15 protein-coding genes and 1 riboswitch are annotated in these 19,361 nt (G+C 48.6%); of the genes, 12 read left to right on the plus strand and 3 right to left on the minus strand.

Going from position 1 to position 19,361, the window contains the following annotated elements; all coding sequences use genetic code 11:
- Positions 1 to 10: 10 nt before the first annotated feature.
- The 7 genes from MKY44_RS31490 (at position 11) to MKY44_RS01335 (ending at position 9,420) form a co-directional block, all read left to right on the plus strand.
- Positions 11 to 73: a potassium-transporting ATPase subunit F gene (locus tag MKY44_RS31490; RefSeq protein WP_353884092.1), complete on the plus strand. Its 63-nt coding sequence runs from the start codon at positions 11 to 13 to the stop codon at positions 71 to 73.
- A 59-nt stretch (positions 74 to 132) separates the two neighbouring features.
- Positions 133 to 1,812 (plus strand): potassium-transporting ATPase subunit KdpA, encoded by a 1,680-nt coding sequence (gene kdpA / locus MKY44_RS01310; protein WP_445670629.1) that lies wholly within the window; start codon positions 133 to 135, stop codon positions 1,810 to 1,812.
- 211 nt (positions 1,813 to 2,023) lie between these two features.
- Positions 2,024 to 4,024, plus strand: coding sequence for a potassium-transporting ATPase subunit KdpB (gene kdpB, locus MKY44_RS01315; protein ID WP_341009757.1), 2,001 nt, complete (start codon positions 2,024 to 2,026; stop codon positions 4,022 to 4,024).
- A 61-nt stretch (positions 4,025 to 4,085) separates the two neighbouring features.
- Positions 4,086 to 4,646 carry a potassium-transporting ATPase subunit KdpC gene (gene kdpC, locus MKY44_RS01320; RefSeq protein ID WP_341005786.1) on the plus strand — a complete coding sequence of 187 codons (561 nt, stop codon included), beginning with the start codon at positions 4,086 to 4,088 and terminating at the stop codon, positions 4,644 to 4,646.
- Positions 4,647 to 4,751: 105 nt separating this feature from the next.
- Complete coding sequence (locus MKY44_RS01325) at positions 4,752 to 7,091, plus strand: histidine kinase (RefSeq protein WP_341005787.1); 2,340 nt, start codon at positions 4,752 to 4,754, stop codon at positions 7,089 to 7,091.
- The gene (locus tag MKY44_RS01330; protein ID WP_341005788.1) at positions 7,092 to 8,717 is read left to right on the plus strand and encodes an ATP-binding protein; all 1,626 of its coding nucleotides are present in this window, start codon (positions 7,092 to 7,094) and stop codon (positions 8,715 to 8,717) included.
- A 1-nt stretch (position 8,718) separates the two neighbouring features.
- Positions 8,719 to 9,420 carry a response regulator gene (locus MKY44_RS01335; RefSeq protein WP_341005789.1) on the plus strand — a complete coding sequence of 234 codons (702 nt, stop codon included), beginning with the start codon at positions 8,719 to 8,721 and terminating at the stop codon, positions 9,418 to 9,420.
- 116 nt (positions 9,421 to 9,536) lie between these two features.
- Here MKY44_RS01335 and MKY44_RS01340 read toward each other — a convergent pair whose 3' ends face one another.
- The gene (locus tag MKY44_RS01340; RefSeq protein ID WP_341005790.1) at positions 9,537 to 10,838 is read right to left on the minus strand and encodes an alpha-glucosidase/alpha-galactosidase; all 1,302 of its coding nucleotides are present in this window, start codon (positions 10,836 to 10,838) and stop codon (positions 9,537 to 9,539) included.
- Between the two features lie 203 nt (positions 10,839 to 11,041).
- Here MKY44_RS01340 and MKY44_RS01345 point away from each other — a divergent pair, with 203 nt between their 5' ends.
- Complete coding sequence (locus MKY44_RS01345) at positions 11,042 to 11,869, plus strand: AraC family transcriptional regulator (protein ID WP_341005791.1); 828 nt, start codon at positions 11,042 to 11,044, stop codon at positions 11,867 to 11,869.
- 76 nt (positions 11,870 to 11,945) lie between these two features.
- A riboswitch (cobalamin riboswitch) is annotated at positions 11,946 to 12,136 on the plus strand.
- 387 nt (positions 12,137 to 12,523) lie between these two features.
- On the opposite strand, the gene csaA is transcribed toward MKY44_RS01345, so the two are convergent.
- Together csaA and udk are read right to left on the minus strand one after the other, a co-directional pair.
- Positions 12,524 to 12,853, minus strand: a complete 330-nt coding sequence (gene csaA, locus MKY44_RS01350) for a chaperone CsaA (RefSeq protein ID WP_341005792.1) — start codon at positions 12,851 to 12,853, stop codon at positions 12,524 to 12,526.
- A 112-nt stretch (positions 12,854 to 12,965) separates the two neighbouring features.
- Positions 12,966 to 13,598, minus strand: a complete 633-nt coding sequence (gene udk, locus MKY44_RS01355) for a uridine kinase (RefSeq protein ID WP_017691162.1) — start codon at positions 13,596 to 13,598, stop codon at positions 12,966 to 12,968.
- Positions 13,599 to 13,911: 313 nt separating this feature from the next.
- On the opposite strand from udk, the gene MKY44_RS01360 reads away from it, so the two are divergent.
- The 4 genes from MKY44_RS01360 (at position 13,912) to MKY44_RS01375 (ending at position 19,341) form a co-directional block, all read left to right on the plus strand.
- Complete coding sequence (locus MKY44_RS01360; RefSeq protein ID WP_341005793.1) at positions 13,912 to 14,757, plus strand: PRD domain-containing protein; 846 nt, start codon at positions 13,912 to 13,914, stop codon at positions 14,755 to 14,757.
- A 138-nt stretch (positions 14,758 to 14,895) separates the two neighbouring features.
- Positions 14,896 to 16,824 (plus strand): beta-glucoside-specific PTS transporter subunit IIABC, encoded by a 1,929-nt coding sequence (locus MKY44_RS01365; protein ID WP_341005794.1) that lies wholly within the window; start codon positions 14,896 to 14,898, stop codon positions 16,822 to 16,824.
- 94 nt (positions 16,825 to 16,918) lie between these two features.
- A complete protein-coding gene (locus tag MKY44_RS01370; RefSeq protein WP_341005795.1) occupies positions 16,919 to 18,376 on the plus strand; it encodes a glycoside hydrolase family 1 protein in 1,458 nt (485 codons plus the stop codon).
- Between the two features lie 5 nt (positions 18,377 to 18,381).
- On the plus strand, positions 18,382 to 19,341 hold the full coding sequence (locus MKY44_RS01375; protein WP_036616387.1) for a 2-keto-3-deoxygluconate permease: 960 nt from the start codon (positions 18,382 to 18,384) through the stop codon (positions 19,339 to 19,341).
- Positions 19,342 to 19,361 lie beyond the last annotated feature (20 nt).

Genomic DNA, 19,361 nt, shown 5'->3' on the forward strand with positions numbered 1-19,361 from the left:
CGTCATCGGCATGATTGTGCTCGCACTGGTGATTTATCTCGGTTATGTGTTGGTGAAGCCGGAGAAATTCTGATGCTGACGATGTGCGTAATGCGGGAACAAGGGAAAGTCGAATAGGGAGGAAATGCGGATATGGGTATCGGTGTAGTGCAAGTAGCGGTGACGCTGCTGATCATCCTGCTGCTGGTGAAGCCGGTGGGAAAACATGTAGTGAACGTGTTCGATGGACAGCGAACGGGGCTGGATCGGATTTTTGGCGGACCGGAGCGACTGCTCTATCGAGTAATGGGCGTACGCGAGAATGAGTCCATGGGGTGGAAAAAGTACCTCACGGCGGTTCTCCTCTCGAACTTTGTAATGTTGGTATTGATGTTTCTGGTGCTGCGGCTGCAAAAATATTTGCCACTTAATCCGGATGGGATCGGCAATATGCCAGCGGCGCAGGCATTTAATACGGCCGTATCGTTCATGACCAACACGAACTGGCAGTCGTATACGGGCGAGAACGCCTTGTCGTACCTGTCACAGATGCTGGCCGTGACGTTTCCGATGTTTACGTCGGCAGCGACGGGATTTGCGGTGGCTATTGCGTTCATTCGCGGGCTGGTAGGCCGCCGGGATGAACTGGGGAACTTTTACGTCGACCTTGTACGGTCGATTACACGTATTTTTTTACCGCTGAGTTTCATTGTGGCCCTGTTCCTCGTGTTCCAGGGTGTGCCTCAGACACTCGCGGGAGCGGTGAACGCTACCACGCTGGAAGGCGCGCAGCAGACGATCTCACGTGGACTGGTCGCCTCACTGGAGTCGATCAAACACATTGGCACCAACGGTGGTGGCTGGTTTGGAACCAATGCTGCACATCCATTCGAAAATCCGACGGCCCTGAGCAATCTGGTGCATATCGTCTGCATGATGCTGTTACCGACTGCACTGGTATACGCCTTCGGCTTGATGGTCAATAACCGGAAGCAGGGTTGGGCATTGTTCGCGGCGATGAGTTTTCTTTTCCTTGTGATGTTGACCACCGTATTTGTCTCCGAATATCGCGGTGTACCCGCGCTGGATGCAGTAGGTCTCCAAGGCAATATGGAGGGGAAAGAGGTCAGGTTCGGCATACCCGAATCGGCTTTATTCACAGCAGTCACGACAGCGGCTACTACAGGTTCGGTCAACAATATGCACGAGTCGCTCACTCCACTTGGAGGCATGGTATCACTGGCTCAGATGATGCTCAATAACGTGTTTGGGGGCAAAGGGGTAGGGCTGATCAACGGACTGTTGTATGTGATTCTGGCTGTTTTTATCTGTGGATTGATGGTGGGACGAACACCTGAGTTTCTAGGCAAAAAAATTGAGGGCAAAGAAGTGAAGCTCGCATCCATCGCCTTGCTCATCCATCCTTTGATTATTCTTGCGCCAACGGCACTCGCGCTTATGCGGCCCGAAGCCATTGCGTCCATCTCGAACGGGGGCATGCATGGCCTGACCGAAGTTCTTTATGCTTTTGCCTCGGGTGCAGCCAATAATGGATCGGCCTTTGCCGGACTGAATGCCAATACAGACTTTTACAACATTGCGATTGGTATCGTTATGCTGCTGGGAAGGTACGTTTCGATGATCGCCATGCTGGCTATCGCGGGTTCACTCGCTACGAAACGGGTTGTGCCGGTAACCACGGGCACCTTGCGGACACACACACCTCTGTTTGCTGGCATTCTGGTCATGATAATCGTTGTTGTCGGCGCACTCACATTCTTCCCGTCGCTTGCTCTTGGACCGATTGCAGAGCATCTGGCGATGATTCAATGAGGTATATGACAAGGAAACGACAGATGGATCAGCACAAGGACGTAACGTATGGAGGTGGCAGTGCACGATGAATGCAGTCGAACGAAAGAAGGAGCAGACGATGCAAGAGATGGATACAGAAATGTTCAGAAATAAGGCCAACGAGCCGGGTAACAACCGCGGTAATAATATTCAACGTGATCCCGGATCGAAACGGTCGTTAAGCAAGGATATGATATTTCAGGCTTCAGTGGATGCGTTCAAGAAACTAAATCCGGTGGTCATGATCAAAAATCCGGTCATGTTTATTGTCGAAGTGGGTACATTCATTACGCTTTTATTATGCATCAATCCCGATCTATTCACCGCATCCGAGGCTGGGCGCGGATATAATATCGCCGTGTTTTTCATTTTGTTATTCACGCTGCTGTTCGCTAACTTCGCGGAGGCACTTGCAGAAGGAAGAGGTAAGGCTCAGGCGGATACGTTACGCAAGACGAAGTCGGACACCATGGCCAATCTGGTGCAGAAGGATGGAACAATTCGGAAAGTGTCTTCGACCCAGTTGAAAAAAGGCGATATGGTCCGTGTGGAAGTCGGTGAACTGATCCCGACGGACGGTGAGATTGTGGAAGGCTTGGCCTCCATTGATGAATCGGCCATTACGGGAGAATCCGCCCCGGTAATCAAGGAGGCAGGAGGCGATTTCTCCTCGGTTACCGGAGGTACCCGCGTCGTGTCCGATTACATCGTCATGCGTGTTCAGACCGATCCGGGTGAGTCATTCCTTGACCGGATGATCTCTCTGGTTGAGGGTGCACAGCGCCAGAAAACACCAAACGAAATAGCGCTGACAACCCTGCTCGCCGTATTAACTCTGATCTTTCTAATAGTCATTCTAACGATGGTTCCGATGGCGAATTACCTGGGTATTCGACTGGATCTAGCGACATTGATTGCACTGCTCGTCTGCCTGATCCCAACCACAATTGGTGGGTTGCTGTCCGCCATTGGTATTGCCGGAATGGACCGTGTTACGCAGTTTAATGTGCTCGCCATGTCGGGTAAAGCGGTGGAAGCGGCCGGGGATATCGATACGTTGATTTTGGACAAAACGGGGACGATCACATACGGAAACCGTATGGCATCTGAGTTTATTCCCGTTCAGGGAATTACTTTGTCAGAGATGACGCAAGCTGCTTTACAGGCTTCTGTGCGAGATGAGACCCCGGAAGGACGTTCTGTTGTGGAACTGGCAGGTAAACAAGGCCAGAGCTGGGCTGAGACGGAGTATGCAAATGCGGAAAATGTGGAGTTCACGGCAGAGACCCGGATGTCCGGTCTCAATCTGAGCAGCGGAATGAAGATCCGCAAAGGTGCAGTGGATGCGATCAAACGATATATTGCTTCCGAAGGAGGACGTATACCGGGAGATCTGGATGAGATTGCAAATCGTATTGCGAAGGCCGGAGGTACACCGCTTGCTGTGGCCATCGATGAGCGAATCTACGGTGTGATTTATCTGAAAGACACTGTGAAGCCAGGGCTGAAAGAGAAGTTCGCTGAGATGCGCGCCATGGGCATCAAGACCATTATGTGTACAGGAGACAATCCGCTGACCGCAGCAACCATAGCGCTGGAAGCGGGCGTGGATGATTTTATTGCCGAAGCGAAGCCCGAGGACAAGATTGCGGCGATCAAAAAAGAGCAGCAGGAGGGCAAGCTCGTCGCCATGACGGGCGACGGTACGAATGATGCTCCTGCTCTGGCGCAGGCCGATGTGGGCCTGGCGATGAATTCGGGCACCATGGCGGCCAAGGAAGCGGCTAACATGATTGACTTGGATTCCGACCCGACCAAGTTATTGTCGGTTGTCTCCATTGGCAAGCAGCTGCTGATTACACGCGGCGCACTCACAACCTTTTCGATATCCAATGATATTGCGAAGTATTTTGCCATCATTCCAGCTATGTTTATTCTCGCCATGCCGCAGCTGCAGGCGCTGAATATTATGAATCTGGCTTCACCACAGTCTGCGATCCTGTCGGCGCTTATCTTCAACGCCATTATTATTCCACTGCTCATTCCCATCGCGATGAAAGGGGTCAAGTACCGGGCGATGTCAGCCGAGAGGCTGCTTGGCCGCAATGTATTCATTTATGGCGTAGGCGGTGTGATTGTACCTTTTATCGGCATTAAGCTGATTGACATGGTACTATCGGGGATTCTTTAACGAGATAACAACGCTTATCAAAATTGTTTTTTTATCCTAATGAATTCAGGAAGTGATCTGTATGAACATGTTCTTGCCCGCTATACGGTTATCGGTCGTACTTATGCTGATATGCGGCCTAATCTACCCGCTTGTAACGACTGGCGTAGCCCAACTTCTCTTTCCTGCGCAGGCGAACGGCAGTCTGATTACGCAAAATGAGAAAATCATCGGCTCGTCCCTGCTGGCGCAGGATTTCCAATCGCCGGGGCTGTTCCAGCCCCGGGCATCAAATGCCGGTTATGACCCAACGGCTTCAGCCGGTTCAAATCGCGCCGTAGCCTCGGAGGAGTATATCGGCGAGATGAAAGAAAAGATTGCTCAGCTCCAGCAGGAAAACCCGGGATTGAAGCAGATCCCTGCTGATCTCGTGACGGGTTCAGGCTCTGGACTTGACCCAGATCTCTCTCCCGAAGCCGCTGAGGCACAGATCCCACGCATTAGCGAAGCTACCGGGCTTAGTGAAAAGCAGCTTGTGCAACTTATAAATGAGCATACTGAAGGCCGTCAGATGGGTATATTCGGGGAACCGCGTGTAAATGTAACGGCTCTGAATCAGGCGCTGACAGCAGAAATGAACTAACGAACGAACATATTAGCCTGCTCACGATATATCGGGAGGGGCTTTCTCCATTTTTTTCTTCATATTTTATGACACGCTCTAATAAGGAAAGGGGGAGAGGGACGGATGGAAGACAGCTTCAAGCGCAAATCACCAGAAGAGATGCTGAAGATGATTACGAAGCTGCAGCAGGGTACGCTCAAAATCTACATCGGCCCAGTTAGCGGATCGGGCAAAACGTATCACATGTTACGAGAAGGGAATACGTTGCGCGAGCAGGGCATTGATGTGGTCATCTGCGCGGTCTCCACAATGCGCAGACCGGAAACAGTGGAACAGCTTGGCGCACTCGAACGGATTCCAAGCATTCACTGGTTACGCGAGAGTGATGATGTAGAGATGAAGGATCTGAACTTGGATGCACTGTTGGCGCGTAATCCGGAGGTTGTGCTGGTGGATGGTTTGGCACATCGTAACAGAGAAGGTGCTCGGTATGCTACCCGGCTGGAGGACATTCAGTTCTTGCTCCAAAACAACATCAGTGTCATGACAACGGTGAATGTGTATGAGCTGGAAGGGTATACCGAGCTGGCCCGGCAGCTCACCGGTATCGCAGCAGAACATACGGTACCTGCGGATACACTGGAACTTGCGGATGAAGTCAAGCTGATTGACGTCACGCCTGAAACCATACTGAGTCGTCTGGCAGAAGGTCATCTGAAGGGGCATGAGGGAGAAGCTGTATTTCGTCAAGGTAATCTGGGTATTCTGCGCGAACTGGCCCTGAGATTGGTGGCAGAAGGGGTGAATGAATCCCTGCGCGAGCATCGGGAGGAGATGGGAATTACCGTCACAACAGGCATCATGGAACGGATTCTCGTGTCCACGCAATATCATTGGAACGGCTCGATCTATATCCGGCGTGGACAACAGATTGCTAAACGGTTGAATGGTGATCTGTGCGCCGTGGTTTTTCGGAATATGCAGCAGCCATTAACCAAGGAGGCAACCGTATTTCGGCGAAATATGATCAAGCTGGTAGAGAAGTTTGACGGCCATATGGAGGAGCTGTCTATATTACACCGTCGCAACATTCCGTCTACGCTGGCGCGTTACGCCATGGAGCACCAGATTACCCGGATTGTGATGGGGCACTCCCGGCGCACGCGCTGGCAGGAACTTTGGCAGGGTTCCGTTGTTAACTCGCTGCTACGCAGATTACGTGGTGTCGATCTGTTTCTGGTTGCTGATCGAGCGGCTCGGGAGGGTGAACGTGTGGTTCCGGCTAAGGTTAACGATGTGGAGTCGCTGACATACCGCAGACTAAGCGAGCAGGAAATGAAGGAACAGATAGGCCAGATTCAGCGCGGTACATTCAAAATATATATCGGAGCCGCACCAGGTGTAGGCAAAACCTACATGATGCTGCGGGAAGGCAATGATTTGCTCCGTAAGGGCATCGATGTGCAGATCGGCTTGCTGGAGACACATGGGCGGGCGGAAACCGTGGAGCAGATGGGTCACCTGTCTGTGATCCCTCGCGCACAGCGAGTGTATCAGGAGGCTCGTCTGGAAGAAATGGATACGGAGGCCATTCTGCATCTTTGTCCAGAAGTGGTGCTTGTGGATGAACTGGCGCATACGAATGTGCCCGGAAGTGTCCGGCAAAAGCGTTATGAAGATGTCCTGCTCCTGCTGAATGCAGGCATCTCGGTGATTACCACAATGAACGTACAGCATCTAGAAAGTCTGAATGATGCCGTTGAACATATTACCGGTGTTCGTGTCCGCGAGACGGTACCCGATCGGATCATTCAGATGGCGGATGAGGTGCAGCTGATTGATGTGGCGCCTCAGGCCTTGCGGCAGCGCATGAGGGAGGGTAAAATCTATGCAACTGCCAAGGTCGAGCAAGCCCTTGCGAATTTCTTCAAAATCGGTAATCTGATTGCCTTGCGAGAACTTGCTCTGCGCGAGCTGGCGGATGATGTGGATGAACGGCTTGAAGCACAGCAGGCTAAAATTGCACTTCGAGGACCTTGGCGCAGACAGGAAGCAGTCTTCGTATGTGTAAGCAGTGATCGTCATGCCGAGCGGCTGATCCGGCGCGGATTCCGCATGGCTTTTCGTCTAAAAGCCATCTGGCATGTACATCATATCCACATCGGTGAGTCCATGAGTGACGAAGTCAAGTGCCATCTGGAAGCATTGGAGCAGCTGACGATTCGGCTTGGCGGTCAATTTCATATTCATCACAGTCCAAGGTTGCGCGATGTACCTGAGATTTTGGCAAGAAAGGCGTCGGAGGCGAGAGCAACCCAGTTGGTGGTCGGGCAGGCAAGACGGTTGTGGTGGCTGAATGGCTACCGCGGCTCAGGTTCGGTGGTCAACCGACTTGTACGCTTGTCGCGGCATCTGGATGTATTAATCGTTGCAGATTATGATTATGAACTGAGCAGGATGTGAATGATTTTGTCTGAACGAATAAAAAAAGAAACGCGGGCAGCCCATGGTAAACGGGTTCCGGCATATGTATGGGTGACCCTCGGGGTGACGCTGCTAACTTTACTGCTTCATGCCATCGGCATGAGTGGTGATCTGGTTAATGTAGCGCTTGTATACCTGTTTCCCGTACTGGTGAGTGCTGTGTATTGGGGAATGGGGCCAGCTATATATGCCGCGAGTTTTAGCGTCATTATGTTTGACTTCTTTTTTGTACCGCCATATTTGAGCTTTACGGTTGAAGACTTGAGATATCTCATCTCCTTTGTCGTGTATCTTGCGGTGGCGATCCTGACAGCAAGTCTTGCAGGTCGGTTGCGACAACAGTTGGAGATGGTAAAAGCACGTGAGGCCACGACTAACTCCCTGTACGCATTGAGTCGTCAGATGACAGCCATTACGGATCTGAATACATTACTGGTTAACATTGCAACCCAAGTATCGCTTACCCTCGGTAAGCCAGCAGCTGTGTATCTTCCGAATGGGCAGGGGGATCTGCTGGTTACAAGCTCTTCTGCACCCGCATCAGAAGGGGAAAAGGATGGCTGGGGAGATGGAGAGTCGGAGATTGCCATTGCCAAATGGGTGTATCATCACGGACAGATCACTGGTAAAGGATCATCCACTTTGCGGGAATCTCTCGGGCTATATGTGCCGCTACGCACAGAGGAGCAGATTCATGGCGTGCTCGCTGTGAGCATGGACGCTGGTGAGGTTCATGAGCAGCAAGAACAGCAAGAACAGCAAGAACAGCAAGAACAGCTTCGTTTGCTGGAAGCATGCGGAGGACTGGCCGCAGGTGCCATTGCCCGAGTGAAGCTGGCTGAAGAGGCCCGATTGGCGCAGATCACTGCTGAATCGGAGCGCATACGCACAGCGTTGCTGGACTCTGTCTCTCATGAATTGCGTACGCCCCTAACCGCCATTATCGGCTCGGCTACGGGATTGTTGGAGAATGATGCTCTTTTTACACCCGAGGATCGGAGAGAATTAACAGGCAACATTCGGGATGGAGCTTTGCGCATGAATCGTCTCGTCACGAATCTGCTGGGCATGGTTCGGCTGGAGAGCGGCATGTTGCAATTGAATCGGAAATGGTGTGACGTGGGGGACATGATCAGCGTTGTACTGACACAGGTTCGGGAATTCAGTCCGCATCGCAACATTCAAGTTGAACTGCCTGATGATCCGGCGTTCATTTACGGAGATGAAGTATTGTTGGAGCAGGTACTGGTCAATATCGTCAGCAACGCCATCAAATATTCGCCTGATGAGAGCCAGATTGTCATCACGGTGACGAGTGATAAGAGCCTAAGTCAATTGATAATCTGGGTAGCTGATCAAGGCATTGGTATACCGGAAGCGGAAAGAACACGTATATTTGATAAGTTCTATCGCTCGGAGTCCACTCAGCATGTCACAGGAACGGGGCTTGGTCTGGCGATCTGCAAAGGCATTGTGGAGGTCCACGGAGGTACCATTGTGGCAGAGCCGAATCCGGGCGGGGGAACGAGAATGCGCATAAATATCCCCATGAAGGCTCACGGACCACGGTTTCCCTATTCAGAACAAGGAGAGGTTGAAGAATAACATGAACGCACCACTAGGGGCTCGCATACTGGTGATCGATGATGAGCCGCAGATCCGCAAATTGCTCAAGGTCACCCTTCAGGCACACCAATTCGAACTTCACGAGTGTGGGGATGGCGAGGAGGGCGTTATTCAGGCCAGTATTGTACATCCGGATTTGATCATCCTTGATCTTGGTTTGCCGGGCATGTCTGGCATGGAGGTCCTTCGCCGGATTCGCGAATGGTCGCAAGTGCCGATTATAGTGCTGACAGCGAAGGATCAGGAGGGAGACAAAATTGCCGCGTTGGATGGTGGTGCAGATGATTATGTGACCAAACCATTTGGAATGGGTGAGTTGGTCGCCCGTATTCGAGTGGCGCTTCGTCATGTAGCCAAAACGACGGATGAGCCGATACTGCACTTCGGATCACTCACGATTGATCTAGCCCAAAGGCAGGTTGAACTGGAGGGGGCTTTGGTCAAATTAACCCCAACGGAATATGAGATGCTGAAAGTGCTTGCCTCCAATGCAGGGAAAATCATCACCCAGCGTCAGCTTTTGCAGCAAGTATGGGGAGGGCATCATCATGAGTCCGACAGCCATTATCTTCGGGTATATGTGGGACATCTGCGTAAAAAATTAAATGAAGATCCAACGAATCCACGGTACATTCAGACGGAGCCTAGCATTGGTTATCGCTTTTTGCTCCCTGCCGAATAACGTTTAAGAGAGCGGGACATTTCGTAACCATGATGTGATGCACCATTCAGCGGGTGAGCATATGGAAAGAACAAAACACCGTCCCCTTTAGCTGCAAAGGAAACGGTGCTTTTATATTATGACGTGTATTTTGGCAACCAGTCGCCGTGAGCCTCAATCAACTCATCACACATCGCTACGATGTCATCAATAGACAGTTCGGCAGCCGTATGTGGATCAAGCATGGCAGCATGATAGATATGTTCTTTTTTGCCAGTGATTGCTGCTTCAATCGTCAGCAGTTGCGTGTTGATGTTTGTCCGGTTCAATGCCGCGAGTTGTGGAGGCAGATCCCCAATATACGTAGGGCTGATTCCTGATCCATCCACCAAACAAGGGACCTCGACACATGCTTCACGCGGCAGGTTCGTAATCAGTCCGTTGTTCATGACGTTGCCGCCAATCTTGTACGGGTTATTTGTCTCCATCGCTTCGATAATATGCGATGCGTATTCACGGCTGCGGGTATGTTCAATATTTTCGCTGGCAAACAGCTTGGTACGCATTTCTTTCCAGCCCTCAATCTGGTTCACACAGCGGCGTGGATACTCATCCAGTGGAATGTTGAAGCGTTCAATCAGCTCCGGGTAATTCCGCTTGATGAAGTAAGGGTGGTACTCGGCATTGTGTTCTGAGGATTCCGTCACATAATAGCCAAAACGCTGCATCAACTCAAAACGAACCATGTCGTCATGCTGTTCTTTCTGTTTTTCTTTCGCCAAACGTTTAATCTCGGGGTACAGATCCTGCCCGTCTTTGGTAACTTCGAGCAGCCACGCCATGTGGTTGATCCCTGCAATCTTAGCCACAACACCTGTCTGATCGATCCCCAGTGCATCAAACAGATGTGGTACACATACCTGTACACTATGACACAAACCTACGGTTTTAATCCCACCATGCACATTCATGACGTTGGTAAGCACGGCCATCGGGTTGGTGTAGTTCAGGAACCACGCATCCGGACATACTTCCTGCATATCTCGGGCAAAATCCAGCATGACCGGAATCGTCCGCAAGTTACGGAAAATTCCGCCGATGCCGAGTGTATCTGCAATCGTTTGACGCAGTCCGTATTTCTTCGGAATCTCGAAGTCCGTAATGGTACATGGATCATATCCACCGACCTGGATGGCATTAATGACATATTTGGCTCCGCGTAGTGCTTCTTTGCGGTCATGATATACGTTAATCACACAACGACTTCCGAGTGAACGGGCCAGACTGGTCAGCAAACGCTCTGAATCGCTCAAACGTTCAGCATCGATATCGAACAATGCCAATTCAAAATCCTGCAGTGCTTCGGTCATCATGACATCACCCAATACATTTTTAACAAAGACAGTGCTACCTGCACCGAGAAACGTAATTTTGTTCATCTTAAGTTCAGCCTCCCTGAAAAATGTTGTACCCCAACTATAGGCTGATTCGGCACATATAACTATGGTTCAACCCCTCTCAAACATGGCATAATCCCATTTTTGTTTCCGTTTTCAACTAATATGGAAGCACTTTAGCTGTTATAATATAAATAGACTAAATGAAGAGGTAAGCGGAACGAAGTCAGGATGGAGGGCGAAAAATGAGTCGGATTGAGATGAATGTGGTTCCCGCAGGCTGGACACAGATGGAGCTGATGTTGTTGTTTTTTGGGTGGGAGGCATGTGATCCTGCGCATTATTGGGGACCGGGTGTACGTGATTCTTACATTGTGCATTACATCCATGAAGGACGGGGTACCGTGTACATGGGGGATCAGGAATACAAGCTTAGCGAGGGACAGGGATTTGTCATTCTCCCAGACACACTTATTCATTATGAGGCAGATCCGAAGGAGCCCTGGACGTATTCGTGGTTTGGTTTTAAAGGCGTACAAGCCAAAGCATTCATGCAACGTGCCCAATTGAGCCCGGAGCACCCGATATATGATGCCCATGATAGAAATACGATGGAACACTTGTATACAGAGATGGTCCAGGCTTCCACGCGTCCGGGAGGCGATGTGATGAATCAGAGTCTCTTGTATCGCTTGGTGGCAGAATTAATCTCTTCTTCGCCTGTGAAGGAAGAAATAGGGCACCTCCTTTCGAACAAAGAGACGTACATCCGGCAGGCGGTGCAGTTTATGGAGAACAGGTACAGTCAGCGGACCTCCATTCTGGATATTGCCCAAGCTGTGGGACTGGATCGAACGTATCTGTCGGGATTGTTCAAAGAGCGATATGGCATGTCGCTACAGTCCTTTTTTCTGGAGTACCGTATGAATCGGGCTGCCGAACTTCTTCAGAGTCCAGGGCTGTCGGTCAGTGAAGTGGCCCATTCTGTCGGTTATACGGACCCCTTACTGTTTTCCAAGATGTTTAAGCGAGTGACGGGTGTGTCTCCAAAGGGTTCGAGAAATCGAGATTAGACGCATCTAGTGTTTTAAATTTAAAAGAAAAATTTTGATCATTATTCGTCGTCCCGCTAAACTGATCAGAAGTATAATTGAATATGTAGAACTTGGTGCTTTGCCCGTCAGGGTGGAAGCTTAATAGGGAGGTCTGGTGTAATACCGGCGCGGTCCTGCCACTGTAACAGAGGAGTCAGGTAGCGATAATCCACTGGTTTAAGCCGGGAAGGAGCTGCAATGACCATGATTCTGGAGCCAGGAGCCTGCCAGGTTTAACAAACACAGTAGTACCCTACGGGAGATAGGAAGGTGTTTAGAGAGCATGATTTTTTCTGGAAATTTGTTTATTTAAGGCGTCTTCATCCAGTAACACGGAGAGGGACGCCTTTTTTGATAGAATTTATAAGTTTTCAGCGGAGCTGTGGATGAAGAATATCATGGAAATCATCATTTTCCTATGAATTTTACTCCTCTCAATTGTGAATTTCTCTCCTTGATATGTACTTTTCAGGCCCTCGAAAAAACACAAAAAAAGGCCACGAATCCGCAGATTCATAGCCTTATGCTTTAAGGTCTCCAACATATGTAGTTCCGTCATCAATAATCAATACATCAAGGATACTCGATTTCCAAACATTTGAAAAGCCCATATTATTCTTGCTCAAAATAAAGTCAGGCTATCGGTGTTCCATTAGGCAATGGGCTATCCGGTGAGAGCAAGACAACATCGCCTTTACCAGGCACGCCGCCAAGCACAAGTACTTCAGAGACAAAACCGGCAATCCGCCGAGGTGGAAAATTAACTACAGCAACGACCTGTTTGCCAATGATCATGTCAGGCGTGTATCGCTGAGTAATCTGAGCACTAGAGTGCTTAAGACCAAGTGGTCCGAAGTCGATCGTCATTTTAATAGCGGGTATGCGAGCCTTGGGGAAGGGTTCGGCTTCCACCACGGTACCAACCCGGATGTCATGTTGCATGAACTCTTCAAAAGTAGCCATAGGGGAAGATCTCCTTTCAACTATTGGGAACTATTATAAATGAAAAATCAACAAAAAATCCAGATTACGCTGTATCGTAACCTGGATTTCTGTTGTGGTGCTTTGCAGTTAGTTAAGCCCCATTCCAATTCTCTCCGGTGAGGTATTTCTCAGTGAGGATGGATAACATCTGAATACCTACTTCATTATGTCCGCCTTCTGGAATAATGATATCCGCATACTTTTTGGATGGCTCGATAAAAGCATCATGCATCGGTTTTACCGTTTCAAGATATTGTTTGTATACGGATTGGATCGTGCGTCCGCGTTCTTCAATATCCCGCAGTACTCTCCGCAGAATCCGCACATCGGAATCGGTATCAACAAATACTTTGATGTCCATTAGACTGCGAAGATGTTCGTCAATCAGCACATGCAATCCTTCTACAATGACAATATGGTTCGGTGCCAGTTCAACGGTCTCATTGGCAGCACGGTTATCTATGGTGAAGTCATATACGGGAGCATACGCCGCTTGGCCTTTTTTCAACAGGGTGAGATGCTCAATCAACAGATCATTATCGAATGCAAACGGGTGATCGTAATTGGTGAGTCGGCGTTGCTCAGGTGTGAGCTGCGACTGGTCTTTGTAATAATTGTCTTGGGATATAAAAGTAACCTTACCTGATCCCAGACGGTCTATGACGGAGCGAGCTACCGTCGTTTTACCGGAGCCGGTTCCTCCGGCGATACCAATGATGAGCATGGTTGTTCCATAAGCCTCCCTAGAATGGCAGCATAATCATGAATAAAGAGCACTGATCCACAATCGATTCAGCACCTTTACCCACATATCTGTCTGTGAATACACAATTCCTTCATTGTACCACAGCGCTTTGCTTTTTTCATCTGCTTTGGAGAGGGATGTATTCCCTAGGATTGGATGATTGACTTTTTTTAAAACAGCACTATAATAAACTTATATTCATAACACGGACTGTTACTGGGGAAACCAGGCATGACCGAATTCGATTGCTTTACTGTAATCGCTTTCGGTCTTTTTTTATTTTTGTTGGGGGGTGAGAACATTGAAGGTTATCAAGAAAGTAAACAATAACGTAGCCATTGCTATTAATGAACATAACGAAGAGGTTTTTGTCGTAGGCAAGGGTGTAGGATTCCTGAAAACGCCTTACGAGCTTACGGAGACGGACTTGGTGGAGAAAATATTTGTAGCACCAAAGAACATCCGTATGTATGACCTGCTGAACAGTATTCCGATTGAGGATATTTATCTCGCGGAGGAAGTCATCAAGTTGGGCAGTCAGATCCTGAATAAAACATTTAACCCGAATCTGCTTCTCACCCTGTCTGACCATATTAGTTTTGCATTAACCCGAACCAGAGAAGGCATCCTTATCAAAAATCCGCTGGAATGGGAAGTGCGGACACTCTATCCGGACGAGACCCGGGTGGGGGAGGCTGCGCTGAAGCTGATTCAAGAAAAAACGGATATCGCTCTGCCAACAGCCGAAACAACACTGATTGCTCTGCATTTTGTTAATGCACAGGTGGGCTCTGGAGAGATGACGGATACCACCAAGGTAACTACAGTTACGGGCGAGATCCTGTCCGTGATCAAATATGCGCTCAAAATTGACTTTCAGGAGGATTCCATCCATTTCATGCGCTTTGCCACACATATCCGGTATTTCATTCTGAGGCAGATGAGCGGTAAATCGCTCAAAGACGAGAATGAATCTCTGTTCCTGATGGTGAAGGAGAAGTTTCCGAAGGAACTGGCTTGTGTGGAGAAAATTGCTGATTTCCTGAAAAATAATTACGGCTGGACCTGTTCGGATGATGAAAAATTATATCTGATTCTGCATATCCAACGATTGATCTCAAATGAACCAACGGAATGAACTAATGAAGGAACTAACCGAATAATCCATATTGGACTGTTACTGATTCGATCAGGCATGACCAAGCGTAGGGAATGACGATTCCCCGGCTTGGTCATTTTTTATATATCCAATTTATTCATGTAGAGGAGAAGGGTCATGAACAACAAAGACTTGGCTAAAAACGTACTTGATCTCGTTGGCGGCGAGCAAAATATATCGGGTCTGACACACTGTGCAACCCGTTTGAGATTCGTTTTGAAGGATGATAACAAAGCAGACCTAAAGGCACTGGATCAGCTCGAAGGCGTGCTCAAGGCACAAAATTCCGGTGGACAGGTTCAGATTGTTATCGGTGCCAAAGTAGACGCGGTATACAGTGAAGTGAAGAATTTAACTTCTGACAAGATTGGCGAGCTTATGGAGTCTACAGACAGTGGACCGAAAAAGAGACGTAATCCCATCAACGTAGTGCTTGAAACTATCGCAGGTATATTCACGCCTGTTCTGCCAGCACTTGTTGGATGCGGGATGATCAAATGTTTGGCTACCGTAATAACTGCAATGGGTTACCTGGAAGGCTCCGGTTTCCTGACGATCATTAACATGATCGGGGACTGTATTTTCTATTTCATGCCGTTCTTCCTGGCTGTTAGTGCAGCAAACCGTTTCAAAACCAATCCCTACTTGGCGGTAGCTCTTGCTGCGGGATTAATGCATCCAACTATTTTGAACGCTGCGGCTCAGATTGCTGAGACGGGTGTAAACAGTATTGATTTTCTCGGCATGCCGATTCTGTTGATGAAATATTCCTCTTCCGTCATTCCAATCATTTTGGCGGTATGGATTATGAGTTATGTGTATCCAATCGTCAATCGAGTGATTCCCAAGTTTCTGCAGGTCCTGCTTACCCCAATGATTGTTTTGTTCATTATGATTCCACTGGAATTAATCGTGCTTGGCCCAGTAGGATCATATATCGGTGACTGGTTGACCAATGGCATTAACTCATTGTTCTCAACCGCAGGTGTTCTTGCTGGTGCGATTCTTGGATTTTTCAAACCAATTATGGTCATGTTTGGTATGCACTATGCCATCATGCCGATTCAGGTTCAACAAGTGGCTACATTGGGTGCAACCGTGCTGTTACCAACGGCACTGGCGGCGAATTTGGCTCAGGCTGGAGCAGCCTTCGGTGTGTTTGTCCTAACGAAGAGTAAAACGATGAAATCAGCAGCTGCTTCGAGTGGATTCACCGCGTTGTTCGGGATTACCGAGCCGGCGATCTATGGTGTAACGCTGAAATACAAACGTCCGTTTTTTGCAGGTTGTCTGGCAGGCGGACTAGTCGGTGGATTCTACAGCTTGGTGCATACAACAGCGAATGCAATTTCACTGCCAGGTGTATTGGCAATTGGCACGTATACATCAGATCGTTACATGTATGTCGTTATTGGTTGTATTGCCGCAGTTGTACTCGGGTTTGTGTTCACGCTGTTGGCGGGCATCAAGGAAGATACAGATGGAAATAAATCGAAGCAACAAGCTACGAATAAAGTAAATAGCAATCAGACAGTGGTTGCCTCAGAGGTAACTCCAGCGTCCGTATCATCACAGACATCCACATCTTCTGACATGCTTATCCTTAGTCCAATGACAGGGGAGATCAAACCCATCTCTGAGGTAGAAGATCAGGCATTTGCCCAAGAGTTGATGGGTAAAGGCATTGCAATCGTTCCGACAGATGGCAAGGTATACGCTCCATTTGATGGGGTAGTCGAAGCGCTTTATCGCACCAAACATGCCATCGGATTGAAAGCTGCGAATGGTGTTGAGATCCTGATTCATATCGGGGTGGATACCGTTAGTCTGAAAGGGAAATATTTTAACGCCCATATCGAGCAGGGACAGACAATCAAAGCCGGGGATTTATTGGTGGAGTTTGATCCAGAAGGCATTACGTCAGCAGGTTATAACACGATTACATCTATTGTGGTGACCAACATACAACAATACGGAGATGTGCTGACTACAGCGACCAGCGGCCCGATCCGGGAGAGTGAACCTTTGATTAAGCTGATTCCTTAAGAACTGCTCATCTTTTCATTGGTTAAGCCACGAGTTACAAGCTAGATGGTCTTAATAAGACCTTAATAATACGTAATAACAGGAGGAAACTAAAATGACGAATTCCAATTTTCCAAAAGATTTTTTATGGGGCGGTGCACTGTCTGCCTGTCAGGCGGAAGGTGCTTATAATGTAGATGGCAAGAGTCTGACCATTCCAGAAGTGATGAAGTTTAACGAGAAGAACGATCGCAAAGTGACCAAGCAGATCAGAGTGAATTGGGAGATGATTGAAGAGGCCAGGAATGACCCGGATACCGTGAAATATCCGAAGCGCCGGGGGATTGATTTTTATCATAACTTCCGTGAGGATATCGCCTTGTTTGCCGAGATGGGCTTCAAAGTATTCCGTTATTCCATTTCATGGGCCAGAGTATTTCCAGGTGGCGACGATGCCGCTCCGAACGAAAAGGCACTAGAGTTCTATGATCAGGTGATTGATGAATGTCTAAAACAGGGTATGGAGCCCCTGATCACCATCAGTCACTTTGATACACCGATTGTACTGATGGACAAGTTCGGAGGATGGTATAACCGCAAATTGATCGATCTGTATGTGAACTATTGTGATGTGCTGTTCAATCGCTACAAGGGCAAAGTGAAATATTGGGTGACGTTCAATGAGATCAACATGAGCGTGAAAGCATCGGCCAAGACGCTGGGAATCATTGATTATGATGCTCCGAATTATGAGGAAATGTTGTTCCAGGGGTTGCATCATCAATTTGTAGCTGCGTCCAGAGCAACCAAGATGGCACATGAGATTGATCCGAATAACCAGATCGGAAGTATGGTGGCTTATTTTACAACGTATCCTTACACTTGCAAGCCGGAGGACGCACTTCAGATGCAGCAGGATGATCAGATGAAAAATCAGTTTTACTTGGATGTGCTTAATAAAGGCGAGTACCCTTACTATAGTAAAACGTATTTCAAAAACAAGGAGATCCAGTTGAATATCGAGGATGGCGATCTGGATAGCATTCGCGCACACACGGCTGATTTTGTAGGAATGTCGTATTACAACTCCATGATTTCCAGCAGTGATACGGAGCAGCTCGAACTAACGGCAGGGAATGTACACAGTGTCTACAAAAACCCGCATCTGCCCGCTAACGAGTGGGGTTGGCAGATTGATCCGATTGGACTGCGGTACACACTGAATCTCGTCTATGATCGGTATCAAAAGCCTGTCTTCATTCTGGAGAATAGCTCAGGTTTCTACGATAAGTTGAATGAAGACGGAACGATCAACGATCCATACCGGATTGATTTCCTGAGCAAACATATCGAACAGATGGGACTCGCCATTGCGGATGGGGTCGAAGTGTTGGGATACACGATGTGGGGACCGGTCGACATGATCAGTTCAGGGACTTCCGAGATGAGTAAACGGTACGGGTTTATCTACGTGGATCAGGATGACTATGGCAATGGTACGCTGAAAAGATATCGGAAGGATTCGTTCTTCTGGTATCAGAATGTGATCCGTACCAACGGAGCAGAACTCTAACAACCATGAACATTCTGGGTCGTATCAAAAAAATCCCAGGCGGCTTGCTGATCGTTCCTATGCTGGCCGCCGCGGTCATCAACACGGTGTTTCCATCGTTTTTTCAGATCGGAGATCCAACAACAGCGCTGTTCACATCGAAAGGTACCATGGTGCTGATCGGTATGATTTTACTGATATCAGGAACACAGCTTAACTTGTCACAGCTTCTGGTGACTTTGAAGAGAGCAGGGGTGCTCTGTATTTCACGTATCCTCATCAGCTGCCTGTTCGGATGGGCGTTTGTACACTTTTTTGGCATAAGTGGGGTCGGGGGAGTTTCTGCGGTAGCCTTCATTGCCGTTCTGACCAGTTGTAATCCGGGATTATATCTGGCCTTGATGAACACATATGGAGATGATGTGGATCGTGCTGCGTTTGGTATTCTGAATCTGATCGCCGTACCGGTTATTCCGGTCATGATATTGAATTCGGCAAGTGGCGTCGGTATCGATTATCTCAGTGTACTTGCTACGCTAGTACCTTTCTTGATCGGGATACTGCTTGGTAACCTAGATAGCAACATCCAGAAGATGTTTGCTCCGGGAACACTGATTCTGCTGCCTTTCCTGGGTACAAGCTTTGGGTCCAATATTGATCTGCGTATTGCATTTCAGTCCAGTCTGTCCGGCTTGCTAGTCACAGTGTTATTTTTGCTGATTTGCATGTTGCCGCTCATTGGAATCGATCGCACGATATTAAGACGACCAGGTTACGCAGCGGCTGCGACATGTTCGGTTGCTGGATTGTCCATGGTGGTGCCTTCGATGGCTGCCGGGTTCAATCCGGCGTATGCGCCATATGTAGACACAGCTATCGCTCAGATTGCGTTTGCCGTGATCCTGACATCGGTGACCGTGCCTTATATCGTGAAGCGTTTGGCTGGAGGAACAGCGACGGAAGCTTCTGCATCAACAAATCACTAGAAAAAAACAGCATGTGTTCT

Source organism: Paenibacillus sp. FSL R7-0026 (assembly GCF_038004485.1).
Taxonomy (GTDB): domain Bacteria; phylum Bacillota; class Bacilli; order Paenibacillales; family Paenibacillaceae; genus Paenibacillus; species Paenibacillus xylanexedens_A.